The sequence below is a fragment of the Clostridium sp. AF50-3 genome (assembly GCF_003477445.1).
GTDB lineage: Bacteria > Bacillota > Clostridia > Lachnospirales > Lachnospiraceae > Otoolea > Otoolea fessa.
Genome location: NZ_QUDH01000014.1, coordinates 14,034 through 38,982, shown reverse-complemented (window position 1 = coordinate 38,982; position 24,949 = coordinate 14,034). Strand labels below are relative to the sequence as shown.

General features: G+C 48.7%; 22 protein-coding genes and 1 tRNA gene. 15 read left to right on the top strand and 8 right to left on the bottom strand.

Features of this window, described 5'->3' with window-relative positions:
* Positions 1–72 precede the first annotated feature (72 nt).
* From hcp to DW085_RS14135, 3 genes are all read left to right on the top strand, one after another.
* On the top strand, positions 73–1,713 hold the full coding sequence (hcp, locus tag DW085_RS14145; RefSeq protein WP_118493278.1) for a hydroxylamine reductase: 1,641 nt from the start codon (positions 73–75) through the stop codon (positions 1,711–1,713).
* A 382-nt stretch (positions 1,714–2,095) separates the two neighbouring features.
* Positions 2,096–2,581 (top strand): YbaK/EbsC family protein, encoded by a 486-nt coding sequence (locus DW085_RS14140; RefSeq protein WP_118493276.1) that lies wholly within the window; start codon positions 2,096–2,098, stop codon positions 2,579–2,581.
* A gap of 26 nt (positions 2,582–2,607) precedes the next feature.
* On the top strand, positions 2,608–3,444 hold the full coding sequence (locus tag DW085_RS14135; protein ID WP_118493274.1) for a Tim44-like domain-containing protein: 837 nt from the start codon (positions 2,608–2,610) through the stop codon (positions 3,442–3,444).
* Positions 3,445–3,574: 130 nt separating this feature from the next.
* On the opposite strand, the gene DW085_RS14130 is transcribed toward DW085_RS14135, so the two are convergent.
* Complete coding sequence (locus DW085_RS14130) at positions 3,575–4,405, bottom strand: alpha/beta hydrolase (RefSeq protein ID WP_243034043.1); 831 nt, start codon at positions 4,403–4,405, stop codon at positions 3,575–3,577.
* Here DW085_RS14130 and DW085_RS19925 point away from each other — a divergent pair.
* Positions 4,328–4,561 (top strand): hypothetical protein, encoded by a 234-nt coding sequence (locus DW085_RS19925; protein ID WP_243034044.1) that lies wholly within the window; start codon positions 4,328–4,330, stop codon positions 4,559–4,561. The two genes, DW085_RS14130 and DW085_RS19925, sit on opposite strands and share 78 nt — an antisense overlap.
* A gap of 33 nt (positions 4,562–4,594) precedes the next feature.
* Here the strand turns inward: DW085_RS19925 and DW085_RS14125 are convergent, their stop codons facing one another.
* The gene (locus DW085_RS14125; RefSeq protein WP_118493270.1) at positions 4,595–6,403 is read right to left on the bottom strand and encodes a phosphatidylglycerol lysyltransferase domain-containing protein; all 1,809 of its coding nucleotides are present in this window, start codon (positions 6,401–6,403) and stop codon (positions 4,595–4,597) included.
* A 488-nt stretch (positions 6,404–6,891) separates the two neighbouring features.
* On the opposite strand from DW085_RS14125, the gene DW085_RS14120 reads away from it, so the two are divergent.
* The gene (locus DW085_RS14120) at positions 6,892–8,082 is read left to right on the top strand and encodes an iron-containing alcohol dehydrogenase (RefSeq protein WP_022359140.1); all 1,191 of its coding nucleotides are present in this window, start codon (positions 6,892–6,894) and stop codon (positions 8,080–8,082) included.
* 191 nt (positions 8,083–8,273) lie between these two features.
* Here DW085_RS14120 and DW085_RS14115 read toward each other — a convergent pair whose 3' ends face one another.
* Positions 8,274–9,521 (bottom strand): RelA/SpoT domain-containing protein, encoded by a 1,248-nt coding sequence (locus DW085_RS14115; RefSeq protein WP_347475105.1) that lies wholly within the window; start codon positions 9,519–9,521, stop codon positions 8,274–8,276.
* Positions 9,522–9,975: 454 nt separating this feature from the next.
* Between DW085_RS14115 and DW085_RS14110 the strand changes: the two genes are divergently transcribed.
* Positions 9,976–10,959 (top strand): 3'-5' exonuclease, encoded by a 984-nt coding sequence (locus DW085_RS14110; protein WP_022359138.1) that lies wholly within the window; start codon positions 9,976–9,978, stop codon positions 10,957–10,959.
* A 158-nt stretch (positions 10,960–11,117) separates the two neighbouring features.
* On the opposite strand, the gene DW085_RS20650 is transcribed toward DW085_RS14110, so the two are convergent.
* Positions 11,118–13,487, bottom strand: a complete 2,370-nt coding sequence (locus tag DW085_RS20650) for a TIGR01906 family membrane protein (protein ID WP_347475103.1) — start codon at positions 13,485–13,487, stop codon at positions 11,118–11,120.
* Between the two features lie 440 nt (positions 13,488–13,927).
* Here DW085_RS20650 and DW085_RS14095 point away from each other — a divergent pair, with 440 nt between their 5' ends.
* Positions 13,928–14,590: an HAD family phosphatase gene (locus DW085_RS14095; protein ID WP_118493268.1), complete on the top strand. Its 663-nt coding sequence runs from the start codon at positions 13,928–13,930 to the stop codon at positions 14,588–14,590.
* A 140-nt stretch (positions 14,591–14,730) separates the two neighbouring features.
* Here the strand turns inward: DW085_RS14095 and DW085_RS14090 are convergent, their stop codons facing one another.
* Complete coding sequence (locus DW085_RS14090) at positions 14,731–15,633, bottom strand: SH3 domain-containing protein (protein ID WP_118493266.1); 903 nt, start codon at positions 15,631–15,633, stop codon at positions 14,731–14,733.
* Between the two features lie 413 nt (positions 15,634–16,046).
* On the opposite strand from DW085_RS14090, the gene DW085_RS14085 reads away from it, so the two are divergent.
* The 4 genes from DW085_RS14085 (at position 16,047) to trxA (ending at position 18,117) form a co-directional block, all read left to right on the top strand.
* Positions 16,047–16,739, top strand: coding sequence for an HNH endonuclease (locus tag DW085_RS14085; protein ID WP_117796795.1), 693 nt, complete (start codon positions 16,047–16,049; stop codon positions 16,737–16,739).
* Positions 16,740–16,892: 153 nt separating this feature from the next.
* On the top strand, positions 16,893–17,528 hold the full coding sequence (gene trmB, locus DW085_RS14080) for a tRNA (guanosine(46)-N7)-methyltransferase TrmB (protein WP_117796796.1): 636 nt from the start codon (positions 16,893–16,895) through the stop codon (positions 17,526–17,528).
* Positions 17,529–17,594: 66 nt separating this feature from the next.
* Positions 17,595–17,738 carry a hypothetical protein gene (locus DW085_RS19200; protein WP_181986257.1) on the top strand — a complete coding sequence of 48 codons (144 nt, stop codon included), beginning with the start codon at positions 17,595–17,597 and terminating at the stop codon, positions 17,736–17,738.
* 61 nt (positions 17,739–17,799) lie between these two features.
* Entirely contained in the window at positions 17,800–18,117 is a 318-nt protein-coding gene (gene trxA / locus DW085_RS14075; protein WP_117796797.1) for a thioredoxin, read from the top strand.
* 221 nt (positions 18,118–18,338) lie between these two features.
* Here trxA and DW085_RS14070 read toward each other — a convergent pair.
* Positions 18,339–18,411: transfer RNA gene (locus DW085_RS14070), tRNA-Lys, on the bottom strand.
* A 735-nt stretch (positions 18,412–19,146) separates the two neighbouring features.
* Here DW085_RS14070 and nrdD point away from each other — a divergent pair.
* From nrdD to DW085_RS14050, 4 genes are all read left to right on the top strand, one after another.
* Positions 19,147–21,336 (top strand): anaerobic ribonucleoside-triphosphate reductase, encoded by a 2,190-nt coding sequence (nrdD, locus tag DW085_RS14065; protein ID WP_117796798.1) that lies wholly within the window; start codon positions 19,147–19,149, stop codon positions 21,334–21,336.
* Between the two features lie 47 nt (positions 21,337–21,383).
* A complete protein-coding gene (nrdG, locus tag DW085_RS14060) occupies positions 21,384–21,881 on the top strand; it encodes an anaerobic ribonucleoside-triphosphate reductase activating protein (RefSeq protein ID WP_117796799.1) in 498 nt (165 codons plus the stop codon).
* A 209-nt stretch (positions 21,882–22,090) separates the two neighbouring features.
* Positions 22,091–22,705 carry a hypothetical protein gene (locus DW085_RS14055; RefSeq protein WP_118493264.1) on the top strand — a complete coding sequence of 205 codons (615 nt, stop codon included), beginning with the start codon at positions 22,091–22,093 and terminating at the stop codon, positions 22,703–22,705.
* On the top strand, positions 22,648–23,064 hold the full coding sequence (locus DW085_RS14050) for a hypothetical protein (protein WP_118493262.1): 417 nt from the start codon (positions 22,648–22,650) through the stop codon (positions 23,062–23,064). The genes DW085_RS14055 and DW085_RS14050 overlap by 58 nt, the downstream gene beginning before the upstream one ends.
* 195 nt (positions 23,065–23,259) lie before the next feature.
* On the opposite strand, the gene DW085_RS14045 is transcribed toward DW085_RS14050, so the two are convergent.
* Positions 23,260–23,499: a helix-turn-helix transcriptional regulator gene (locus tag DW085_RS14045; RefSeq protein WP_022359127.1), complete on the bottom strand. Its 240-nt coding sequence runs from the start codon at positions 23,497–23,499 to the stop codon at positions 23,260–23,262.
* Between the two features lie 217 nt (positions 23,500–23,716).
* Entirely contained in the window at positions 23,717–24,634 is a 918-nt protein-coding gene (locus DW085_RS14040; RefSeq protein WP_118493260.1) for an AraC family transcriptional regulator, read from the bottom strand.
* Positions 24,635–24,949: the final 315 nt, after the last annotated feature.

Below are 24,949 nucleotides of genomic sequence, written 5' to 3'. Positions count from 1 at the left end.
CCTATCAAGAATATAAATCACGAGAAATGCAGATTATATAAGACACGATAGATGCGATAGGAGGAGTGAACAATGGATCAGAAAATGTTTTGTTATCAATGTCAGGAAACGGCCGGATGCAAGGGCTGTACGGTGGTCGGTGTCTGCGGTAAGCAGCCGGATGTGGCGGCAATGCAGGATTTGCTTGTGTGGGTGACGAAGGGTATCAGCGCGGTGACGACACGGCTTCGCGAGGAGGGACGTGCGGTGGCAGATGAGGTCAATCATCTGGTTACCGAAAATCTGTTTACGACGATCACGAATGCCAATTTTGATAAGGCGGCGATTGAAAAAAGAATTGAAAAGACGCTGGAAATGAAGACGGCACTGTGGGAGCAGCTGGAACGTCGGGACAATCTGCCGGAGGCGGCTGGCTGGACAGGTGAGCCGTCTGAATTTATAAAAAAAGCGTCGGAAGCGGGCGTTCTGATCGGGCAGAACGAGGATATTATTTCCCTTCGCAGCTTGATTACGTATGGCTTGAAAGGTTTGTCTGCCTATACCCGGCATGCGAACGTCCTGCTGCAGGAGGACCGGGAGGCGGATGCATTTTTACAGCGGGCGCTTGCGGCGACGCTGGATGACAGCCTGAGTGTGGATGATTTGATTCACCTGACGCTGGAAACTGGCGAATATGGTGTCCGGGGAATGGCGCTTTTGGATCGAGCAAACACAGAGACTTATGGAAATCCGGAGATTACTACGGTTGATATCGGTGTCGGAAGTAATCCGGGTATTCTGGTTTCGGGACACGATCTGCGCGATATGGAAATGCTTCTGGAGCAGACGCAGGGAACCGGCGTCGATGTATATACGCACTCGGAGATGCTTCCGGCGCAGTATTATCCGGCATTTAAGAAATATCCGAATTTTAAGGGTAATTACGGCAATGCGTGGTGGTGCCAGAGGGAGGAATTTGAGACGTTCAACGGACCGATCCTGATGACAACGAACTGCATCGTGCCGCCGAAGGACAGCTACAAGGATCGCCTCTACACAACCGGTGCGGCGGGATATCCGGGCTGCACGTATATCAACGGTGGAATCGGAGGAAAGAAGGATTTTTCAGTGATCATCCAGCATGCGAAGCGCTGTGAACCGCCGACCGGGATTGAGCAGGGGCAGATTGTCGGCGGCTTCGCCCATGCACAGGTGCTGGCGCTGGCAGATAAGGTAGTGGATGCGGTCAAAGCGGGAAAAATCCGAAAGTTTGTCGTCATGGCGGGGTGTGATGGGCGTGCTAAGAGCCGCACTTACTACACCGATTTTGCAAAGGCGCTGCCGGAGGACACGGTAATTCTGACGGCTGGCTGTGCGAAATACCGCTATAATAAGCTGAATCTGGGCGATATTGAAGGAATTCCGCGTGTCCTGGATGCGGGGCAGTGCAATGATTCATATTCCCTGGCGGTCATTGCGATGAAGCTGCAGGATATTTTTGGGCTGGATGACATCAACGACCTGCCGATTATTTACAACATTGCCTGGTATGAGCAGAAGGCGGTCATTGTTCTTCTGGCGCTTCTCTCACTCGGTATCAAGAATATCCATCTTGGACCGACGCTTCCGGCATTTTTAAGTCCGAACGTGGTAAATGTATTGGTGGAAAAGTTTGGAATCGCGGGAATTGACAGCGTGGAGAGCGATGTGGAATTATTTTTCGGGGAGAAGTGATAAATACAGGACGGAACTGGATAAGAGGGAATCGAACAAAGTCGGAATTTGGATCTGAAATCTGGAGATAGATTTGCAAAAAATCTGTGTTGGTTTTACAAAAAGCGGTCGGAACGATCTTGAAAATGGCAGTTAGTGAAATAGGGGGCGGTTCTCTGGCAAATGCAGGGAACTGCCTTTTTCGTGTAATAGGAAATTCCTTGGAATTCCCTATTACACAAAAAGACACTAACGTGCCAATGATGAGCATTCTTTTTTATTTATAGAAATATTGATATGGAAAATGAAAGTGTGATATGATGGGAAAGATGAATGAGTTCTAAAATATAAAAGAAATTGATACGGCAGATCAATCGATAGAGGATGCGGGAGGAAAACAATCATGTCACTGGAAAAAGCAGAAAGTTACTTAAAGGAAGCCGGATTTTTGGATCATGTTATTGAGTTAAAAGAGTCCACAGCGACGGTTGCGCTGGCAGCGGAGGCATTAGGCGTGGAGCCGGGGATGATTGCGAAAACGATGTCTTTTTTGCAGGGAGAACAGCCGGTATTGATTTTGACAGAAGGTACTGCGAAAGTGGATAACCGGAAATATAAAGATATGTTTCACGTGAAAGCAAAGATGATCCCGTTTGAGCAGGTGGAGGAGGTTACCGGTCATGCGCCGGGTGGGGTCTGCCCGTTTGGTATCAAGGATGGAATTGAAGTGTATCTGGATGAAAGCCTGAAGCGTTTTGAGACGGTTTATCCGGCAGCGGGAGACGACCACAGTGCGGTACGTCTCACGATCCCGGAGTTGGAAGAAGTGTCCGGAGCGAAAGGCTGGGTGGATGTCTGCAGGGAGCCGGAGGATCAGCAGCGCGAGTAGGTGTGGGAGATTTTAGGAGAATTCATATGAGAGATGTGAAAGCAACGGGGAGAAGCAGGGGAGAAAATGAAAACGGCGGAATCGGGGTGGGTTCCAGATTGGGAAAGAAAGGTCGCCTGTGCCGGAAAACGTTCGTCCGCCTGCTTTGCCTGACAGCAGCTATGATGGTTCTTGGATCTTTTACCGCCTTTGCCAGAGCGGGAGGTGCTTCCGGCGGCGGAGGCGGCGGAGGTGGCGGAGGTGGTTCTTCCCATCATCATACAAGCAGCAGCCGGGGACAAGGCGGACGGGCGGGTGCGTTTCAGGCGCTTTTGCTTACGGGAACCTTTGTGATTCTGGGAAGTGCCGGAACTATTACATACCTGCACCGGGCAAAAAAGAAACAGGCGGCAGCCCGTGAAAAATTGAAAGAATTTTCCATCGGAGAAGATCATTGGGATCGGAGTGAGATACAGGAGCGGGTGCGGGAATCATATTACCGGATTCAGGAATGCTGGCGGGATCGAGATCTGGAAAAAGGGCATCCTTACCTGAGCCAGAAGATGCAGCAGGAGTTTCAGACGAAATTTGAGTGGAGCAGGATGCGCCATGAGGTGTTTGTCATGGAAGGGATCCAGCTTCTGGATGCGATTTTGGTGGAAGCGGAGAATGAGGACGGCGACGACCGCGACTATATCTGGTATTTGATCCATGGAAAGATGATCGACTATGTGTATCACGAAGAAACCGGAGAACTTTTGAAGGGATCCCGGAAAATGGAAGATTTCTTTGAATATTGGAGGTTTGTTCTGGAAGATGGAAACTGGGTGCTGGATGAGATCTGCCAGAAGGAAGAAGTGGATAATGGGCGGAAGTTGTGCTGAGAGGTGCTTTGAGTGCTCGAAACACGGCAGCTGCGGATGCTGTCCGGTAGAGATGTTTGAAGAGGAAAAGTATAGAACCTAAAAGTGAATGGAGCAAGGAAGGCGGAGCAGCAGGAAGAGTGAGGAGACTTTAACTGCGGCGCAGAAATGCCAGAATTGCGCGCAGATAAGGTGCCGGTGTACGGAATATGGAAGTATGCCGTCCCCCGGTCATTAAAAGAAGCCGACTGGTTGGAATCTGCCTTGCTAACCAGCGGGAGTGTGAGGGCTTAATGAGATCCCGGGTTCCGGCGATCAGCAGCACAGGAACGGAGATGGTTTGCAATTTCCGGGCACTTAAACGGGGCGAGTGAAGTAAAAGAGAAGTCAGATTTCGGCGGCGGAGGACGCGGTGCGTCAGCCGGGTAAGAAAGTCAGGCTTCTTTTTTTGTTCTGCCGGAATCCGGGGGAAAATTGACCCGAAATGGCATTGCCTTTCTTTGTCGGCACAAACTGCGGATGTGGCGGAAACAGAGAAATTCTTCTGAAATGGCAGGGAAACTTTCGGGGTGGACAGTGCAGAGACCACAGAGGACCCGGAGGATGCAGAGGCAGAAGAGAAGCTGCATTTTAAAACAGGCAGCAGGAGATTCCCCAGGAGATTTAAAATGCTGTGCAGCATTTGGGCGGCAAGGTGCAGCGGCGTGAGCAGCCCGTCCGGTGAGGCGTTGGCGCTGATACAGATGAGCTTTTTCAGCCGCTCCGGGTATTTGCATGCAATCTCTAGCCCGATATTGGCACCATCGCTGAATCCCAGCAGGTGGACGGAGGAAAGATGTAAGTGGTTAAGCAGGGCGATAACGTCGTCTGCCATATCCTCTGTAGAGAACCCGTGGAGCGCTGTGTGGACAGACAGCCGGGAACGCCCATGTCCCCGGCTGTCCATCAGAATCACCTGAAAATCGGGCAGAAACGTGCGCAGAAATGGGTAAAAGACGGCAAGGGACTGGCTGTTTCCATGCAGGATAAGGAGCGGTGTGCCGCTGCCGTACTGTTCATAGTAGATTTCTGCGCCGGAGGTGGTGAGATAGCCGGAATGTTTCATCGTAAGAGCGCCTCTTTTCTGGTAAAAAAATGAACTTTACTGCATCCAGCATGATAAAAGCTGAGTTTAGTCTGCCTTTTTATCTGCATCTGTCTGCTTTCTTGTGTCGGGCTGCTTCGTTCTGGAAGAAGCAGCCCAACTTACCTGGCGAGATGGTTTACTCTGATGTGTCGGGGAAGTCCTCTTGTTTCTCAGTCGCTGCGCCCATCCTTTTACCAGATCCTCCGCTGCCTCGCGGATCTGATGCGGATTCTGAATCGTCACAAGGGCATAAAACATGTCTGGTGTTGGAATCTTCGGCAGGTAAATATAGTAGGACGGAACCCATTCGGTCGGGCTGTATTTTTCCTTGGCACGGTAGAGGTCGCGGAATCCATAACAGTCATTCAGGTGGTCGTAAGCGAAGCAGAGCAGCTTTTCGACCGGGTTAGAGCTGTCATTTTCCAGACCAGCGAGCGGGGCAACACCGAGGCTGCCGTACTCAATGCCCTCGTCTTTGAAAACCTGAAACGCGTCGTAAAGGATAGTCTCCATCACGCCGCTCGGTGCACCGGTTCCGTGGCGGGTGACATCCGCCATGTAGCCTCTTTTGCCGAGAAATGGGACAAACACGATGAATGCCACGATTTTTCCGTCGGCGTCGGTGGCGTAGAAATATCGCTTGTCCATCGGATTTTCCAGCCCGACAGTTCCCATAACGAAAGTCAGCATCGAACTCTTTTTCTGCTGCAGCCATTCGTTCGTGATGCGGTTCAGATCGGTCTCAATCTGTGCATTCCGCTGTTTCAGCGGGCAGTATTCATGGACGACGACCCCGGCTTTCCGGGCGTGGTTGATGTTCATCCGCATCTTGGCACCCTTCTTGCCAGAGATCTCATAGTCCGCAAGGTGGAAACGGGCTTCCTCCCCGTTTTTGACCCATCCAAAGCCCTGCTTTTTATATTCTTCCAGAAAATGGTCAGTGACGCTGATAAAAAACAAGTTGTGAGCGCTGCGCTGGCAAAATTCTTTAAATTCTGCCAGGAGAACCGGAAAATCGCTGTCCGCGCAGATGGGATCGCCGTTGATGACGATGGTGCTGCCGACGACTCCGTAGGGGATGACGCCGTCTACCTTCTGACCGAAATATAGGAGTTTGTCATCCTCCAGCGTCAGGTAGGCGCTGGGATTCTGGCTGTACAGGTTGACGAGGGTGCGGGCATGCATCAAATCCGAAGCATGGCTGACTGGATGCAGCAGCCATGGGCGGACCGCATACAGAATGGAGGCGAGGATGCAGCCCCAGCTGAACCAGAATGTAACCAGTTCGACTACATGTGTTTCACGTGAAACATTGCTCGGATTTCCCATGCCGAAAATCATGGCAGTTCCCTGAATGAGACTATCCATCAGCGAGTCAAGAGAGGTTTCTCCCAGCGGTTTTACCGAAAAATGATAGCTGATACCGGCATTGACGATGATGCCTGCCAGTGCCAGCAGCAGAAACAGGAGAGAGCGTCCGAGGCTGCGCCGGTCAGACGGGCAGCAGAAGTCCTTCCGAAAACACAGGAGAAGCAGAAATAATACGGCTTCTGCCAGGTGGAACGGAAGATACAAAGGCGAAGAAAGTGCTGTCAGCCCGCGTAAAAAGCTTAAAAACAGCAGGATAACAGCAATGTTCCAGGCGGCGCGCTTCCGTTTCCAAAGCTGGAAGGTCAGGATGAAGAGCACGACAGAAAAAGCACGCTGTACCATGTGACCCATTTCCAGAAGGATACCGACGCGGTTTGCCAGTCCCAGCCCTGGCAGGAAGCTGAGAATAAAAAGTACAAGGGAAAGAACGCCAAGTGCGCCGATCAAGGTGTTTTCCAGTTGGATTCGTGAGTTCTGTTTCATATTATAATGTCCTCCGTGTCAGTCTTGTACAGATATAATCTGTAAGGTGCTATGAAACGGGCATAAGCGCACAGGCGGCTTATGCTTGCCCTTGTTATAGTACGGAAAAACAGGGATGTCAAGATAAGATTTTGCATGGAAATAGGTGTGGAGAAATTCCGTTACTGTTTACGGGTAGGCACTTTTGGAACCGAAGGTGCCGTAAGAAAACATGGTGGCAGCAGGAATTCTTTATGATAGAGGCAAAGGCACAGGGGTATTATGCAGACAGAAAAGGAACGGTTCAAAATGGAGAAAAGAAGCAGTTTGTTGGATGATTGACAAGCGAAGAACGCAGTTCTATGGAAATCAAAGTAATAAAATGTAAAATTTTTGAAAAATACACAAATATATCAAAAGTGAATAGTTAAAACAGTTGAAATCCACCAGAATGCGTGCTATAATCTGGACATAGGGTGGTTAAAAAATTAACAGGAGGTAGTATCAATATGGCTAGATTTACATTACCGAGGGATCTCTATCATGGAGAAGGATCTTTAGCGGAATTGAAAAATCTGAAAGGCAAAAAGGCAGTCGTTGTCGTTGGCGGTGGTTCCATGAAACGCTTCGGTTTCCTTCAGAAAGTAGAAGATTATCTGAAAGAAGCTGGCATGGAAGTGGCTCTGTTTGAGGGAGTAGAGCCAGATCCGAGCGTTGAGACCGTTATGAAGGGCGCAAAGCTTATGCAGGAATTTGGTCCGGACTGGATCGTAGCGATCGGCGGTGGTTCTCCAATTGATGCAGCGAAAGCGATGTGGGCATTCTACGAGTATCCAGATACCAAGTTTGAGGATCTGATCACTCCGTTCAATTTCCCGACACTGCGTACAAAAGCAAAATTCTGCGCGATTCCGTCTACTTCTGGTACAGCAACTGAGGTTACGGCATTCAGCGTTATTACCGATTATCATAAGGGTATCAAATATCCGTTAGCAGATTTCAATATCACACCAGATGTAGCGATCGTGGATCCGGAGCTGGCTGAGACCATGCCGCAGAAGCTGACCGCAAACACCGGTATGGATGCGATGACCCATGCGATCGAGGCGTATGTATCCACACTTCATTGTGATTACACCGATCCGCTGGCACTTCACGCAATCAAGATGATTCATACCTATCTGGTTAAATCTTACAATGGCGACAAAGAAGCGAGAGCACGTATGCACAACGCACAATGCCTGGCAGGTATGGCATTCTCCAATGCACTGCTTGGTATCGTCCATTCCATGGCACACAAGACAGGTGCAGCTTACTCCGGCGGACATATCGTTCACGGTGCAGCAAATGCGATGTATCTTCCGAAGGTTATTAAATTTAACTCCAAGGAACCAGAGGCAGCTTCCCGTTATGCAGATATCGCGAAGTTCATCGGTTTACAGGGAGACAGCGACGAGGCTCTGGTTGACGCTCTGATCGCCGAGATCAAAGAGATGAACAAGCAGTTAAATATCGCTCCGAGCATTAAGCTCTATGAGGGCGGAATCATTGACGAGAAAGAATTCAATGACAAACTGGCAACCGTAGCAGAGCTGGCAGTTGGCGATGCATGTACCGGTTCCAACCCGCGTTCGATCAATCCGGAGCAGATGGCGAAACTTCTGACCTGCTGCTTCTATGATACAGAGGTTGATTTCTAATTTAAGAAGCTTCTGAATTTAGAATGCAAAATTAGAATGTAAAACATCGTGTTTCGATGTTGGAAGCGGTTCTGAAAAGAATCAAATATGTAAAGTAAAGAAGCCATCCGGCTAAAAACTGGATGGCTTTTATCGTTGTGTTTTTTTGTTATCTGGTGTTTTGCATTTTTGGTGAATGGCGCGTTTGTGTCCTATGTGTTTTCTGCGTGGCTGTTTTTCTCACCGTTTTCTCCGTCTGCCATTGCGTCATGCTGTCCGGTCAGCTGTGCCAGAAGTGCTTTCGCTTCCTCCGTACAGCGGAGAATCTGTGCCTGGTCCGGCAGCTCGATGTCGTGGATCAGGACATTCCGCAGCTTGCGGAGCTGGACAATCTGGTTGATCATTTCTTTGTCAAAGAGATCCATCCGCTTGAGTGTATTGATATTGAAGGCACCGCGGGAACGCGTCGAGGTGCGCCGTGCAGTTTTGTTGAGCAGGCGCTCTAATGGTACCCACTCCTCGAGGAACTGGTTGACTGCCTGCAGGGTTTCCGGTGAGGCGGTCTCCGGTTCCGTCCGCAGCTCCTGATAGCACTGGTAGCGCTTTTCATTGCCGGAGATAATCTGATCGATGATCTGCTGGGAAATGGTGCGCCGATCCTTTTCAAATTTGACAGACCGCAGAATCGGGGTAATATCTTTGAGACCAGTGAGCTGTAAACGCTGCAAAAGCCGGTAGAGCAGGGCAATATTTCCCATTCGAAGCTCGATGTCCTCGGTTTTGAGATGGCTGCTCAGGAAATTATAGAGATAGGACGCCAGCTCGTACTGGCTTCCAAACGCGGCATTGCGGCTGCGGAGCCGCTCATTTCCGGCTGCCTGTAGGCGTTCCAGCGCGATCTCGCCGGCAAGGACCAGACCATTTAACTCATCTAAGATCGACAGCTCTTCCTCGGATAAAGTTCCCTGCATTGGCTTGTAAATCAGATCATGTTCAACCTCGGACCAGGCGTGCATGATCAGGGACGCCACCTGGATCTCGATGCGCGCCGATCCGTATTTTTTCTGTGATTCATTCAAAATTTCATCGCGCATCCGCGCGCGGTAATGGTTCGCCCAATAGCCAGAAAACCGTTTGTGGTAAGTCGGGGGTTTCGACTGTTCCGGGAACTGTTTAAATTCCAGGATGTTGAAAAGCTCCGAGATGATCGCATCTACTTTGCCGCGGTCACCGGGGAAATACAGGGAGACGCGTACACCGGACAGATCGGCAATGTCGTCGTAGATTTCCTCGAGTGTCTGGTATGGTTCTTCACGTCTGGAATTGCGCCGCTGCACTTTTGTGCGGAGTCTGGCGGGATTCTTGGCGCGAGAGGTCACGATCGCCCGGATACCGGCATTTTGCAGGGCGAGCTGGAGTTTCTCTGCCGCGAGCGCCCGGCTGCGTCGTAGAATGTCCATTTCATCTTGTATGTATCGATAAATTGTTGTATTAAATCCATAAGCAGCCCCTCCCAAGGTGCATAATAAAGCTTAGAAGAAAGCATTCTGATAAAAGAAATGCTTCTTCGTTCTATCATGAAGTATAGCAAAGATGGAGGCACTCTGCCAGTGGTTCTATGTAAAAAATATGTTACTGTACACGCATACGTGTCCAGTAACGGAATTTGCCGTGGCTTCGCATTTAAATACGGCAAATTCCTGCTACCACCACGTTTTCTTACGGCACTTTCGGTTCCAAAAGTGCCTACCCGTGTATAGTAACAAAAATATTACTGTCCCCGCATGTGTGCCCGGTAACCTAATATGGACTTATACACAGATTTGTGGTAAAGTTATGGACAGTGACAACGTGAAGAAAGAAAAGTAAGAGGTAACGCGGAGAAAACGGAACCGTTACAAAGAGACGAGAATTATGGGACAGTTTATAGTATTGGATCTGGAATGGAACCAGAGTCCGGCGGGCAAGGAAGGCTCGATGAACCGGCTTCCATTTGAGATTATTGAGATAGGCGCGGTAAAATTAAATAAAAATCTTCAAATCATTTCGGAATTTCGCCGTCTGATCCGCCCGCGGGTGTACCGGCAGATGCATTATAAGATATCAGAAGTGACGCATATGTCGATCGAGCAGCTTGACACAGAAGGCGAGGATTTTGTGCGTGCGATGACCGAATTTTTAGAATGGTGCGGGGATGATTACCGGTTCTGTACGTGGGGCTCGATGGATCTGACCGAATTGCAGCGGAATATGGTATATCACGGGATGGAGCTGCAGTTTCCATCGCCGCTTCTCTATTATGATTTGCAGAAAATCTATGCTCTGATCCACGGCACCAAGCAAAAGGAGTCGTTAGATACCGTGGTAGAGGAATTGCACCTCACGGAAGACCGCCCGTTCCACCGGGCGCTGGATGATGCGTACTACACGGGGCGTGTCATGAGTGAGATGGACTTTTACAGCATGATGGAGTATGTTTCAGTGGATTATTACCAGCCGCCGCTGACGGAGGAGGAAGAGATCTACCTGGAATTTCCAGAATATGCGAAATTTGTGTCGCGTGAGCATGAGACGAAGGAAGAGATTTTGGAGGAACGGCGTGTGGCGGAGATGGTTTGTTACAAATGCCGCCGGACCTTGCGGAAAAAGATCCGCTGGTTTTCCTCAAACCAGAAATTTTACTTCTGTCTGGCGGTCTGCCCGGAGCACGGTTATATGAAGGGAAAGATCCGGATGAAGAAGTCGGAGGACGGCTCGTTCTTTGCTGTTAAGACGACGAAGCTGGTCGGTGAAGAGGGAGCGGCCTACGTGGAGCAGAAGAAGGAGGAAACGAAGAAGAAGCGCGCGGAACGCAACAAGGCGAAGAAGTCTGGAAAGGCGGCAGAAGCAGCCGAGTAGGGTGAAGGCAGCCGAGCGGATGGAGCGTATGAAATAGAAATTAGAGAAAAGAAAAAATTCATAGAAAAGAGTTACTGGATATGGAAATGTTTCTCCTGCCTGTTTAGAGTAAGGTAAAAGAAGAGAATTTCCACATCTGGTAACTCTTTTTGTGTCAGTTATGGGATTTTATGCGATCGTTTCTTCCTTTTTTTCGCCAGCGCCGTTCGGCGGTCCTGCATCATCAGGTCGAAATCTGCTTCGGACATTCCGCTGTCGCGCAGACGTTCCGCGCGCCGTCTGCGGCGTTCTGCGAGGGCGTCCTCCTCCTGGCGGCGCTGCATCTGGAGAAAACGGATGCCGGCGGTGACCGCGCCGATCACGACAAGAATGGCGGTCAGTGCGGCGATGAATGCCGGTGGAACGCGGACGGAAATATGAAACAGCTGTCCAAAGGATTTACCGGTGGAACTATTTTCCTGATTAGCAGCCGATTCGGGCGGATTGGAGAGCGGCAAGGCCTCCGAGGAGCCGTTTGAGAGGGCAGTGTCGGAGCTGTCCTGCGCGGTAGCTGTTGCCGCCTGGGATACGAGCTTTTCAGGAATATCTGCCGCTGTCTGGCTGCTGTCGGTGAGGGTCAGATATGCCTGGCCAACCTTGTGATCGCCGAGCGAATAAGTGACACAGGCGATCGTGCCGTCCGGTGCGCCAGCCGGGATCTCATAGTCGAAGGAGGTCGTTGTTTCCGAGAAATCCGCTGTTTTTGGAAGTACCACGCGGCTATCTGGGTCGATGGACAGGGATTCGCCTCCGGCGGTAGACACATCTGCAATTTTCAAATCTTTTCCGATATTTGAAAAAGTTTGATCATAATCTGCAATTTTGACCGACTGGAAATTGTTAAATCCAAAGTCGAGCAGCCGGCTGGTATCCTCATACTGCGTGTTGTTGCTGTGCAGGATGACGGTAATCAGTGTCGTATCGCCCTGTCTGGCACCATTGACCAGTGTGTTTAGGGCGATGGAGGTATAACCGGTTTTGCCGCCGAGGACGTCCGGACGGTAGTACTGCGGCCAGTTCTTTTTGACCAGCTTATTGCCCGGGGAGATGCCCTGTCCCTCGGGATTTTTCTGGTTCGGCGGCAGTTTATAGTAGGTTGTCTCGACGATCTTGGCAAACGTAGGATTTTCAAATGCCGCCCGCGTGATGAGCGCCATGTCGTAGGCGCTGACATAGTGTTCCTCGTTATTCAGACCGCTCGGATTTGCAAAATGCGAATCCTGGCACCCAAGCTCGGCGGCTTTTTCATTCATCAAAACAGCAAATGCATCAGCGGAGCCAGCTACGTGCTCGGCGAGTGAGTTGGCAGCCTCATTGGCTGATTTTAAAAGCAGGGCGTAGAGGCAGTCCTTGACGCTGGCAGTATCGCCTGTATCGTATCCGGCGCTGCTGCTGTTGGATTCCACGTTGTAGACCGCGCTCTCGGAAAAGGTGACTGTCTCATCGAGGGAACAGTGCTCCAGAACGATGAGGGAGGTCAGAACCTTCGTGATACTGGCAGGAGAGTAGGTTTCGTGGATGTTTTTTCCATATAAAACGACTCCGGTGTTGGCGTCCATGACGATCCCGGCATCGGAGTCAATCGAAATGTCCGACGGCCATTCAGTGGAGGCAAGCGCCTGCATCGGGGCGGCGAGCAGGGACAGCAAAAGTGTACCAATTAAAAACAAGGACAACTTGCTGCCTGTGCTGCCAGCTATTTTCGTCTTCAAATCCGGAGCAGCCGGGTGGCTGGAACTACCTGGAGAGCTGACGCCTCCGGAATTTCCGGAATTTTCTGCCCCTGATTTGCCCCTGCGGTGTTCCCGCAGGATACATGCAAGGCAGAGAAGAAACAGGGCGCCGGTCATCAGGCAGAAGGTGATGCCGATCCGGGCGGCGGTGTCCATGAAAAATGGTTCCGGCACGATGTTGATCAGAAGATCGGTCCGCGGATCGAGCTGCCAGAGATCATTGGTAAAGAAGATTTTGTGGAAAATAATAAAATATTTCGTAAAATCAGTGGAAATGATCCCGGCAAGCAGGGCGGTCACGCCCAGAAATAAAACCGTCCCGGCGCAGAGCATCCGTGGCAGCAGGTGTTTTAACGGAACCTTGAAAAGTGCCAGCAGTGCAACCGATGCCGCTGCCAGAAACAGGCAGAGGCGGCGCAGCGCCAGTCCTCCGAGAAAGAGGTTACGGACATCCGCCATGTGCGCCTTCTCCCTGGCGTTGAAAAATTCGCGCGGCGTCCCGTCTACGACGGTGTCAATGTTCAGATCGTCGCGGCTGCCGCGCAGATACGCCATCATCTCGTCCGTCACGTAAAGCAGGTCGTCCATCTCCATATGGACATCATCGGCAACCTGGTAGCGGGTGTATTCATTTTCATAATAATGCGGCGTCCAGTAGGCGACGGCTTCCACCGAAGTGATCAGAAACACGATCATCAGACTGAAAGCACAGATAAGCCCCAGAAGCCAGCTTAAATATGTTTTTTTCTGTGTCATATAAAACCTTTCGCGGCTGTCGGGTTGTGGTACAGCTGCAGCCTTTCATTTTATGTGATAAATTTGTAAAGAGGTCGTTTGTTCTATTTTCCTTGAAACGGCTCTGTATGTTAAAGTTTCCGTTTCGTTATCCAGTATAACAGTTTCGGGGAAGCATGAAAAGGCGCGAAATGGAAAAATATGTGAAATTTTTGTTACTGTTTACGGGTAGGCACTTTTGGAATCGAAAGTGCCGTAAGAAAACATGGTGGCAGCAGGAGTTTGCCGTATTTGAATGCGAAGCCACGGCAAATTCCGTTACTGGGCACGATGCGTGAACAGTAATAAATTTTTCGAAAGAATGGCGGGAGGATGAAATAGGGGCTTGTCAGCTGGCGGGGGATTCCTGTATACTGGGGGAAGATGTTATAATCTGGAGCAGAAAGAGAGAGGATACGAATATGATAAAGGCAGTCATCTTTGATATGGATGGGGTCATCATTGACAGTGAAGGAATTTATCTGAATTATTTGTATGAATATGCAAAAACGAAAAATCCGGAGGTGACTCTGGAGAGTCTGCACGGAACGGTGGGGACGACGAAGCAGGACTGCTGGATGGTTGTGGAGAAGGCGATCCACAATGGTCAGACCTGGCAGGAGCTGCATGACGAGTATCTGGGGCGCTGGACGGACATTTTTAATTCGATTGATTATCTCTCGATCTTCCGCCCGGAGATTCTGGATGTGATGGATCGCCTGAAAGCAGAGGGCTTCCGGCTGGCGGTCGCATCCGCGACGAATATTGAGCAGGTGGAGCGCATTTTAAAGGAAAATGGCGTGGCGTCCCGTCTGGAGCGGATGATCAGTGCGAGTACGTTCAAGCGCAGCAAGCCGGATCCGGCGGTTTACCTCTATACGGCGGAGCAGATGGACCTGCAGCCGGAGGAGTGCCTTGTGATTGAGGATTCGACGGTCGGCATCACGGCGGGGCACTGCGCGGGAATGACAGTGGCGGCGCTCATCGATAACCGTTTTTCCTTTGACCGGAGTCTGGCGGACTATGAGTTAAATTCGCTGGAGGAGATTGTGCCGCTGGCGGAGAAAATTCGGGATTTGAAGTAAAATTTGAGTTGAGTAAATTCAGGGATTCATTGCGGAAAGTATAATTGCGAAAGTGATGAACCATTGTACAAAGAAAATGAAAAGGAACCATGTATGTCAGGGAGAAGAATCACTGCATGTATGGTTCCTTTTTTGGCTGATTACTGCGAAACCTGCCGGATAAAGTCTCTGGAAACGTAGGCTTCCTGTCCGTTGTAGCTGATTACTGCCCATTTTTCGTCGTAATCACGGAGATATTCCACATCGGTATCTGGTGCTAGAACGCCAATCCTGTCGGTGTCGGTGGATGGTTCCGGACGGACATTGACTGTGTCGGTGGTCCGGTAAACGGTCGATTCTGCGGCAACGGTCTCTGCCTCGGTTTCTGGAGCCAGCGATTCGGTGCTGACGGCTGCAGTAGAATCCGGTTTGGCATCCGTCGCAGGGCGTATCATCTTGATGATCAAAAGCAGCAGGATGATAATAATAATCAGAAGCACTGGTTTAATAATGCTTCGAAATTCAAAAGACGGACCGCCTGCATAGGCGCGCGGACGGCGTCCCTCGGAGCTGCCGGAACGTGTGCCGGCAGGTTTTCCGTTTCCAGAGCTGGCAGAGGAATGTCGGCTGTTCCCGCGAAGGCGGGAAGAAGCGGGGGTTGGAGCTGCACTTCGGGAAGCCCGGGTGGATTTTTTTGTGTTATTGTAGTCATTTGCGAAGGTGTAGACCTCCTGCGACAGAAGGTGATGCGCCTGATTGGCGTTGTAGGCGCTGTTGTCTCCCTCATGGATCGCCTTGTTGCCGATCGTGCGGATCTTGTGGTAATGTTCGCAGGTGGTCTTGCTGATTTTTCCGGCGCTGTAGAGGGCGTCGATCATCTCCAGAAGACCGGTTTCCAGAATGCCATACCGCTCGCAGAGGCATTTGACCATGTATTCAAGGGTCTGGCGGGCTTTCACCATCGCCAGGTTATAATTCTTCTGTCCGATCAGGCGCTCGGTCTCGCGGACCCCGCCGTGGATCTGTTCCCAGGTGCTCTGACCTGTGTTAGCTGTTGTTCCCATAGGCATATCCTCCTGTGTATATGATGCAGGTCCGAAACCGGCGTGCCGGCGGCTGTTCCCGGACGGATACTGACTTTTGGATGTCCGGCGAACGGGTGAAAAGACGGCAGTCATTTCGTGACCGTATGTTTGGTTTTGTTCTAAAATTATTATAATATAATCGCTTGAATTATTCATCTATAAAATGATAAAAATTGGAAAAGTTATGAAATTCGTAAGAAAAGGACACAAAGTCGGACGGATGGGAGCTTTATGGTATGGGTAAGGGGCAAAAGATGCGAAAATAAGTATAATAAAAGTCATACGAAAGAGTATTTTGTGTGGTATCATAGAAATATAGTATTTATTTAAACACGAATGTTTTTTGAGGATTTTGTCAAGAAAGTGTTATTTAGAAAAGGTTGAAAGGAATTATGGGAGAGCTGTTAATTTTAATATTATTGATTGGTTTGGTGTTTTACATAATATCTAAGGTTAGGGAATCTCCATTTCGCTATCCGTATTTTGAATATTGCTTTGATGTTTCGGGTAAAAGAAAACCCAATATTGAAGATTTTATAGATGCATATATAAATAATAATGGAATAGGAGCTTTTGAAACACATTATCGAAAGGTTCAGCAATGGAAGGATAGTAGTCAACAAATAGTAGATAGGGCAATATTTAAAGATTTGCGACAAAAACAGTTTTTTGAATGCATTGACGATGAGCATATGTTTTGTTTTACGTTTATTCGTCAACAGACACGATATAAACAGGTTAATTACCAAAAATTTTCATATAAATTAAATGTGCAAGATAAAGAGTATAGTTGCGATTATCAGTCGTTAATAGACAGGTATATAATGCTACAAAAAATCGATTTTCAATGTACCTTAAATGAGTATCATTGTAAAAATCAAAGAAAACTTATGACAAAAGCATTGCGAAAGGAAATTATGCTTCGAGATAATTATACATGTCAAATATGCGGAAAATATATGCCTGATGAGGTTGGTTTGCATATAGATCATATTATTCCTGTTTCTAAAGGCGGAAAGACAATAGTATCTAATTTACAGGTCCTTTGTTCAAAATGTAATGGAAAAAAATCAAATAGGTGTTAATTTTATAGATGTGAGAATAGGAGGATTTATCTTGCGAAAACAACATATGAATGCTAAGATTAGATATTAGAGAAAAGCTAAAAAATATAGGATATTTCATTTAGATAATAGATGAAAAAAATTAATTTATACAGATAACTAGGAGGAACGAAGATGAGATTACGCCATATACCGGGCGCAGAGCAGATGATAGAAGAAAACCCGCACGTGGTTCACGAGGCGAAGGAGAAGAAGGGAACCTGGCAGCAGATTTTTGGAAATGACCATCCGATCCGTATCGAGGTGGGAATGGGAAAAGGTCAGTTTATTTTGGAGCAGGCGTCCCGCAACCCGGATGTGAATTTTGTGGGTATTGAGAAATATTCGACGGTTCTTTTAAAGGCGATCCGCAAGAGAGAACAGATGGAACTGTCCAATGTCTATTTCTTATGTGAGGATGCCAGAGAACTGGCAGAGATTTTTGGACCGGGGGAAGTAGAGCGGATTTATTTGAATTTTTCGGATCCGTGGCCGAAAGACCGCCATGCGAGACGGAGACTGACCTCGCCGCCATTTATGGCAGTGTACGATCAGATTCTCCAGAAGGATGGAAGAGTCGAGTTCAAGACAGACAACCAGGATTTATTTTCCTATTCCCTGGAGGCGATTCCGGAGGCGGGCTGGCGCATCACAGAATATACTCGTGACCTGCACCACAGCAAGATGGCAGAGGGCAATGTCATGACCGAGTACGAGGCAAAGTTCTCGGCGCAGGGCAAGCCGATCTGCAAGCTGGTGGCGGTGCGGTAGGGAAAAGAGTGCTGCAAAGGCATTTCGCTGTATATATTAGTTATAATGAAAAAATTGGATAGCGGAATGGATATTAAAAAGCAGATTACACGGAAACTCATTCAGGCGACCAGCGATAAAGTGGAATTGAATAAACAGGCATTAAAATGGAAAAAATCGATGGAAGAGGCAGCAAAGGCACTGGGAGGCGGTAAAAAGAAGCCGTCGTAAAGAGAAACAGGGCATTTCTGTTGACTGCCTATATGGATAGAACGAAAGGAGGAAATGAGTGATGGAGATGAAGTTTACGACCGCGAATTTTGAGGAGGAGGTACTGAAATCGGAGATTCCGGTACTGGTTGATTTTTACGCAGACTGGTGCGGTCCGTGCCAGATGATGGCGCCGGTGATCGGGCAGCTGGCGAGCGAGTATGAGGGAAGAGTGAAGATCGGAAAGCTGAATGTCGATGAGAACCCGGAGGTTATGGCTGAATATAAAATCATGTCGATCCCGACGATGATTATTTTCCGGAATGGGGAAGTGTTCAGCAAGGAAGTCGGCGCTAGTTCAAAGAAGGAAGTGGAGAAGGCGATTGGGCGGGCGCTGTAAAAGCTGCGTCTTTGGAGTCCGGCGTGCGGCAGCTCGAAAAAGCTGGCGCTTTTCCTCGCTGTCGGGCATTCGCCCTATAAAGAAAAAAAGAGATAACGGATGCTGCTTATGTGCAAGCACAACGCGTCATCCGCCATCTCTTTTTTTCTTTGTACGCCTCATTGCTAACGCACAAAGTGCCTGCCCCACAGCTCTCGGTCTGCGAAACAAGCACTTGATAGTGCGCCTTCAGGGACTCGAACCCTGGACAAATAGATTAAGAGTCTACTGCTCTACCAACTGAGCTAAAGGCGCTTATTTTGTTTTCTTGCGGATGCCTCATCCGTAAGACATGTGTTATTCTACTCCATCCAGAATAAAATGTCAACAGTTTTTTAAATATTTTTAAAAATATTTTAAAAAGCATTATTTTCGGTATTTTTAAAACAGATAAGGGTATGGGCGAAGGAGACGCAGAGGGTATATGGGATGCAGCCATGGGAGAAATGACGAGGTGGGTTTTGCACATGGGACGGTGGATAAGTCTGGAAAGAACGTCGTGGAAAGGGGATCACAGATTTGGGTGTTTGTAAAGGGAGAAAATGATTTTTGTGCAAAATTCTGATTCGAAAAAATATAGGGGAATCCTCTTCCATTTTTAATCTAATTGGTGTATGCTTAAATACGTCACGACGAACACACTATATATTGTGTTATGAAAGAAAACGAGTTCAATATTTTGTGTGTAATTCTAAAAATTACCTAAATACAAATCAAAAATAAAGCCAATCGTAAGACAAGTCGGAACGGAAAAGAATCCTGTCAGTGAAGGCATCCGGACATGAACAATAGCCTGTCAGAAGAAGGCGCAGCTCTCATGAATGAGGAAATGAGAGTAAGCTGGGGGACGGGAAATGGATACAGATGGATGTTCGATGTATGCCATAAAAGTAGAAAGAGAAATCACAGAAACAGGAACCGGCGAGTCAATTTATAGATTATAGAAGACAAGTCATAAAACGGGCTTAAGGGTAAGGAGAGGGAACAGGGATGGAAGACACAGTAACAACCAATGTAATCAAACGAAATGGAGAAGAAGTACATTTTGACCGGGCGAAGATCGTAAATGCGATCACGAAAGCGAACGGCAATGTGGAGCGTATTCACCAGATGAACCCGTACCAGATTGAAGCGATTGCAGATACGATCGCCGAGCAGGTGCAGGAGATGCCGCACGCGGTGAATGTGGAAGATATCCAGGATATGGTAGAGACCAGCATTATGGAGATGCGTGGTTATGAGGTTGCACAGAAATATGTGCGCTACCGCTACCGCAGGGAGTTAAAACGCAAGTCCAACACGACCGATAACGGCATCCTGGCACTTTTGGACCATATTAATGAAGAAGTGAATCAGGAAAACTCCAACAAGAACCCGGTCATCAACTCGACCCAGCGTGACTACATGGCGGGCGAGGTCAGCAAGGACTTATCCAAGCGTGTGCTGCTGCCGGAGGAGATCGTCCGCGCGCATGAGGAAGGCATCATCCATTTCCATGATACCGACTATTTTGCACAGAAGGAGCACAACTGCGACCTGATCAATCTGGAGGATATGCTGCAGAATGGCACTGTGATCAGTGAGACGATGATCGAGAAGCCGCACAGTTTCTTTACGGCCTGCAACGTGACTACCCAGATCGTGGCGCAGGTAGCCAGCAACCAGTATGGCGGACAGTCCTTTACTCTGGCGCATCTGGCACCGTTTGTGGACATCAGCCGTCAGAAGCTGCGCAAGAACGTGATTGCAGAGCGCACCGAGTGCGGCGAGGCACTGGATGAGGATATCATCAACCGCGTGACCGAACGCCGTCTGCGCGAGGAGGTTAAGAGCGGCATCCAGACGATCCAGTACCAGCTTATCACCCTGATGACCTGTAACGGACAGGCTCCGTTTGTCACGGTATTTATGTATCTGGACGAGGTTCCGGAGGGACGGACCAGAGATGACCTTGCGATGATCATCGAGGAAGTGATGCTGCAGAGAATGCAGGGCGTCAAGAATGAAAAGGGCGTCTGGATCACACCGGCGTTCCCGAAGCTTATCTATGTGCTGGATGAGGACAATATTACGGAAGGTTCGAAATATTGGCACCTGACTGAGCTGGCAGCGAAATGTACCGCGAAACGGATGGTTCCGGACTACATTTCTGCTAAGATTATGAAAGAATTAAAGAAGGGCGAGGTTTACCCGTGCATGGGCTGCCGTTCTTTCCTGACGGTAGAGGATTCCCAGATGCTGCCGAACGGCAAGCATAAATTCTATGGACGTTTCAACCAGGGTGTTGTCACGATTAACCTGGTCGATGTGGCTTGTTCTTCGGAGGGAGATATGGACCGTTTCTGGCAGATTCTCGATGAGAGACTGGAACTGTGCCATCGTGCGCTCCGCTGCCGTCATGAGAGGCTGCTCGGCACGATCTCCGATGTGGCGCCGATTCTGTGGCAGAATGGTGCGCTTGCCCGCCTGAAAAAGGGTGAGACGATCGACAAACTCCTGTACAACGGCTATTCTACGATTTCTCTGGGATATGCAGGTCTGTATGAGATGTGTATGCGGATGTTAGGAAAATCCCACACCGATCCGGAGGCGAAGCCATTTGCACTGAAAGTTATGCAGCGTCTGAATGATAAATGCAAAGAGTGGAGAGAGGCGGAGAACATCAGCTATTCTGTATACGGCACGCCGATGGAGTCTACGACTTATAAATTTGCAAAATGCCTGCAGAAGCGCTTCGGTATCATTCCAGGCGTTACGGATAAGAACTATATCACGAACAGCTACCATGTACACGTATCCGAGAAGATTGACGCGTTCAGTAAGCTGAAATTTGAGGCAGAGTTCCAGAAGCTCTCCCCGGGCGGTGCGATCAGCTACATCGAGGTGCCGAATATGCAGACTAATATTCCGGCAGTTCTCTCTGTGATGCAGTTTATCTACAATAATATTATGTATGCGGAGCTGAACACCAAGAGTGATTTCTGTGAGAAGTGTGGCTATGACGGCGAGATCAAGATTGTTGAGGATGAGGCTGGCAAGCTGGTGTGGGAGTGCCCGAACTGCGGCAACCGCGACCAGAACAAGCTCTTTGTCGCACGCCGTACCTGCGGCTACATCGGAACCCAGTTCTGGAACCAGGGACGTACCCAGGAGATCCGCGATCGGGTGCTGCATCTGTAGGATGTGGTGAAAGCCTCCGAGAGTACATTGGTCTAGGGGAGGAAGATATGTATTACGGAACCATCAAAAAGTATGATATTGCCAACGGTCCTGGCGTGCGCGTCAGCTTGTTTGTGTCGGGCTGCCGCCATCACTGCAAGGGCTGTTTCAATGCGGAGACGTGGGATTTCCGATATGGACAGTTATATACAGAAGAGACGGAGAAAGAGATTTTAGCGGCATTGGAGCCGGGATATATACAGGGCTTTACGCTGCTCGGCGGAGAACCGTTTGAGCCGGAAAACCAGGTGGAGCTGGTACATTTACTTCAGAAGGTGCGCGAGACGTATCCGGAGAAGGATATCTGGTGCTACAGCGGCTATCTGTGGGATCGGGATCTGGCAGCCGGCGGCGTGGTCCATACAGAGGTGACAGACGAGATGCTGTCCTATGTGGATGTGCTGGTGGACGGAGAGTTCGTGGAAGCGGAGAAGGATCTGACCCTGCAGTTTCGCGGAAGCCGGAACCAGAGGATTCTGGAGCTTAAGAGAATAGGAAGAAAATAATAAGAATGAGATAAAAAGCTGCTGCAGATCGGAAAAAAACTTTCTGATCTGCGGCAGCTTTTTGCATTACAAGGGAGATACAGCAAGCATATACGTGCCTTTGTAATCCGGGGCAGGCTATCATAAGTGGATATTTTCTTCAAGGGGCATAAATAACCCACCTAAGCATCCGCATTTGTGGTAAGATGGACTTAATAGGGGGTATAGCTATGGAGTCTGGAATTCTGATGATTGTGATAGTGGTTATTGGTGTCTTTTATCCGGTATATACAGCCTGGATTTCTCTGGTGGCGGCACCGGTGTATCTAAAGATAGGTTTCCTGTTTGCGATGGCAGGAGCACTTCTCGTCATGAGAATCCTGCGGAAAGAAAAGCAGATAAAATGGATAGTTCTGATCGGCATTCTGGGGGCATATGCCTGGAGTCTGTATAGTTGGTATGACGAAGAGTGCCATTACCAGTATGCGAGAAGCGTGCATGGAGATTCGGGCAATGCTTTGATGCTGTTTGTTGGCACCTTTACATGTCTGATACCGTTGTTTTTGCTGGATGCCGAACTGACCTGGTGGATGGAGTCCCGGAAGAAAAAGAAAGAAGAGAGTCCTGAATCTGAGAAGGAAACAGAGAAAAAAGAAAACCGTCTGGCAGCAGGAATGAAAAACTGGTTTGGAAAGCATCGCCAGACTCTCTGTACGCTGCTTATCTGTGCGATGGGCTGTGGACTTCTCGTGGTTCTGCTATATCCGTATAAGTGCCGGGAGGAAGGATGTTACAATCTGGCCTCGATGACTTATACTGTGAACAGCACTGGGCAGAGAAGATAGAAGAAAGTAAACGGGAAGAAGAGGAACGTAAAAAAAGAGAACGGGCTGAGCTGATAGAATTACAGAAGAAAAAAGAAGAAGAGGAATCCAGAAGCCATGAGGAATATCTTAAACGGATAGAAGAGGATCCCTTGTGGGAACTGAAACAACGGAGTCGTAAAAACACACCTGCGCAGAGGGGAATACCACCGGTGCAAAAGAAGCTCCAGAATCCATATGCAGCGTATGATGCGGGATATGATGATGTTATGGAAGGCGATGATTATGACTGGGATCGCTACCGCCGGGATTCAGAATATGCCGATGGTGTAGATGATGCCCTGGATGAGCGGGAAGAGTATGGACGGGATGACTGGTAAGGTATCTTGCTGGTGGACACCTTATATATAATATTCGGATAGGTTAAGCGGTACTGTCTTTTCAGAGGCGGTACCGCTTCTGTTTTTAAAAATAGGATCACCAAAAAGAGCTGTCACAAAAGCCGGTGCAAACCGTCGGTTGACAGCTCTTTTTTGGCGTGCGATCCGCACATGAAATCACTTGTTTCCGAATGTTTAATACATTCCATCGTAAGGATCTTCTTCCTCATGAACTTCAAATAGATCGCCGGGCGTACAGTCCAGTGCGGAGCAGATGCGGGCGATGGTGCTGAAGCGGATGGATTCAGTTTCATTGTCCAGAATTCGGCTGGCATTTTTATAGCCAAGCCCGGTCATGGCGATAAAACGGTATTTCGTCAGACGCTTTTCAGCCAAAAGTTTATGAATGCGAAGTTTAATCGTGACAGTTTTCAATTCGGAATTTCCTCCTTTGTATACACACAGTGTTACCTTAAATATAAAGGATTTTCAATGTGCGGATAACTGGCTTAAACAATAGCTGATGTAGAGGAACTGATAGATACATTAGAAACGATTCACTGGTTTGGGTATAAAAAAAGAACTGCCACGCTCATGACAGTTCTTACGAAAACAAATAGTATAGTAAAAAAACATCAGCGGTGAATCGCCTCTAAGGCGTCTCACTCCCCCCATTCTCTTCTGCGTAAAACATCCGGTACTGCGCCGGGGTGATGCCGATCTCCTGCTTAAATACGCGGATAAAATAGGAGGGGATCCGCAGTCCTACCATCTCACCGACCGACTGGATCGCCGCGTCGGAGTGGAGGAGAAGCTGGGAGGCGTGTTCGATGCGTAGTTTTTTCAGGTACTGCATCGGGCTGGCGCCGTATGCCTGGTGGAAACTGCGGATTAAGTGGGACGGGCTGTAGGAATACTGGCGCGCCAGATCGTTTAAGGAGATCTCCTCCGTGTAGTGGGCATCCAGATAGTCGCGCAGCGTCCGGGCGATGCTTTCCTTCTCGCGGCTGTAGCAGTACGGCGCATAGAGAACCTGGAGAAATTCAATGAAATCATTCTGGATCTCAAACGGTGTCCGCACGGAGGATGGAAAGCTCTTTTTCTGTGTGTATTTGCTGAAAGAAACCAGGTTCATCCGCTGCAGATACTTTTCCAGCTTCTCCCGGTTGGCTTCCGGCACGGTGCCGGTGCGCGGCAGGGAGAGAATGAAATTCTGCGGCGAATAGTAAAATTTCGGCGCGGCGCGCCGGGTTATGTTGTCCGGGTAAAATTCATCGGACAGGCTGTATTTGCCGTTGGTATAGAAATGCACCCAGCTCGTCGTGGTCTTTTCCTGGCAGACGCGGCTGCCGCGGTGCGGGGTATCGGGGGTAATGATAAAAAACTGCCCGGCATTCAGTTCAACGCGGAACGGATCCTGTTCGAGATATAAAGTTCCGCTGTGAACATAGATAAGATCAAAGACATTTCGGATCGTCCGGCGCTCATGGATATCGCCGGGGCGGTAAACACATCCGCCTCCGACGATAAAATAAGGAAGGGGCGGACAGTTTAAATTAATAAAATTCATGATGTATGTACTCCCGTTAAAAAAAACAGCCACGTAACAGGAATCCTGTCTGAACCGCAGAGAAGCAAACGAAAAACAGGACAACTTTGTCAGGTTGTTAAACAAATTTAAAATATCAATTTTATTATATCAAATAGAGAGAAAAACAGCAAGAATCTGTTTGGAAAATCTCTTATATTTGCAGAAACAAAACACTCTACTTGGGAAAATAAGAGGGGATGAATGAAGAATAAAGAAAAATCAGAGAAAAAGAAGGAATGAAATCAGGCTGATTTTGTTCTATAAAAATACGCGTATTCTTTTCTATAATATGCA

What these genes read in the sequence shown, in the direction of transcription:
- DW085_RS14090 (WP_118493266.1), bottom strand. Translation starts at nt 15,633, where the DNA reads ATGGGAACAACAGCTAACACAGGTCAGAGCACCTGGGAACAGATCCAC.
- DW085_RS14040 (WP_118493260.1), bottom strand. Translation starts at nt 24,634, where the DNA reads ATGAATTTTATTAATTTAAACTGTCCGCCCCTTCCTTATTTTATCGTC.
- DW085_RS19200 (WP_181986257.1), top strand. Translation starts at nt 17,595, where the DNA reads ATGGATATTAAAAAGCAGATTACACGGAAACTCATTCAGGCGACCAGC.
- trmB (WP_117796796.1), top strand. Translation starts at nt 16,893, where the DNA reads ATGAGATTACGCCATATACCGGGCGCAGAGCAGATGATAGAAGAAAAC.
- DW085_RS14125 (WP_118493270.1), bottom strand. Translation starts at nt 6,403, where the DNA reads ATGAAACAGAACTCACGAATCCAACTGGAAAACACCTTGATCGGCGCA.
- nrdD (WP_117796798.1), top strand. Translation starts at nt 19,147, where the DNA reads ATGGAAGACACAGTAACAACCAATGTAATCAAACGAAATGGAGAAGAA.
- DW085_RS14095 (WP_118493268.1), top strand. Translation starts at nt 13,928, where the DNA reads ATGATAAAGGCAGTCATCTTTGATATGGATGGGGTCATCATTGACAGT.
- DW085_RS14055 (WP_118493264.1), top strand. Translation starts at nt 22,091, where the DNA reads ATGGAGTCTGGAATTCTGATGATTGTGATAGTGGTTATTGGTGTCTTT.
- DW085_RS14120 (WP_022359140.1), top strand. Translation starts at nt 6,892, where the DNA reads ATGGCTAGATTTACATTACCGAGGGATCTCTATCATGGAGAAGGATCT.
- DW085_RS14135 (WP_118493274.1), top strand. Translation starts at nt 2,608, where the DNA reads ATGAGAGATGTGAAAGCAACGGGGAGAAGCAGGGGAGAAAATGAAAAC.
- trxA (WP_117796797.1), top strand. Translation starts at nt 17,800, where the DNA reads ATGGAGATGAAGTTTACGACCGCGAATTTTGAGGAGGAGGTACTGAAA.
- DW085_RS20650 (WP_347475103.1), bottom strand. Translation starts at nt 13,487, where the DNA reads ATGACACAGAAAAAAACATATTTAAGCTGGCTTCTGGGGCTTATCTGT.
- DW085_RS14050 (WP_118493262.1), top strand. Translation starts at nt 22,648, where the DNA reads ATGTTACAATCTGGCCTCGATGACTTATACTGTGAACAGCACTGGGCA.
- hcp (WP_118493278.1), top strand. Translation starts at nt 73, where the DNA reads ATGGATCAGAAAATGTTTTGTTATCAATGTCAGGAAACGGCCGGATGC.
- DW085_RS14140 (WP_118493276.1), top strand. Translation starts at nt 2,096, where the DNA reads ATGTCACTGGAAAAAGCAGAAAGTTACTTAAAGGAAGCCGGATTTTTG.
- DW085_RS14085 (WP_117796795.1), top strand. Translation starts at nt 16,047, where the DNA reads ATGGGAGAGCTGTTAATTTTAATATTATTGATTGGTTTGGTGTTTTAC.
- nrdG (WP_117796799.1), top strand. Translation starts at nt 21,384, where the DNA reads ATGTATTACGGAACCATCAAAAAGTATGATATTGCCAACGGTCCTGGC.
- DW085_RS14115 (WP_347475105.1), bottom strand. Translation starts at nt 9,521, where the DNA reads ATGGACATTCTACGACGCAGCCGGGCGCTCGCGGCAGAGAAACTCCAG.
- DW085_RS14110 (WP_022359138.1), top strand. Translation starts at nt 9,976, where the DNA reads ATGGGACAGTTTATAGTATTGGATCTGGAATGGAACCAGAGTCCGGCG.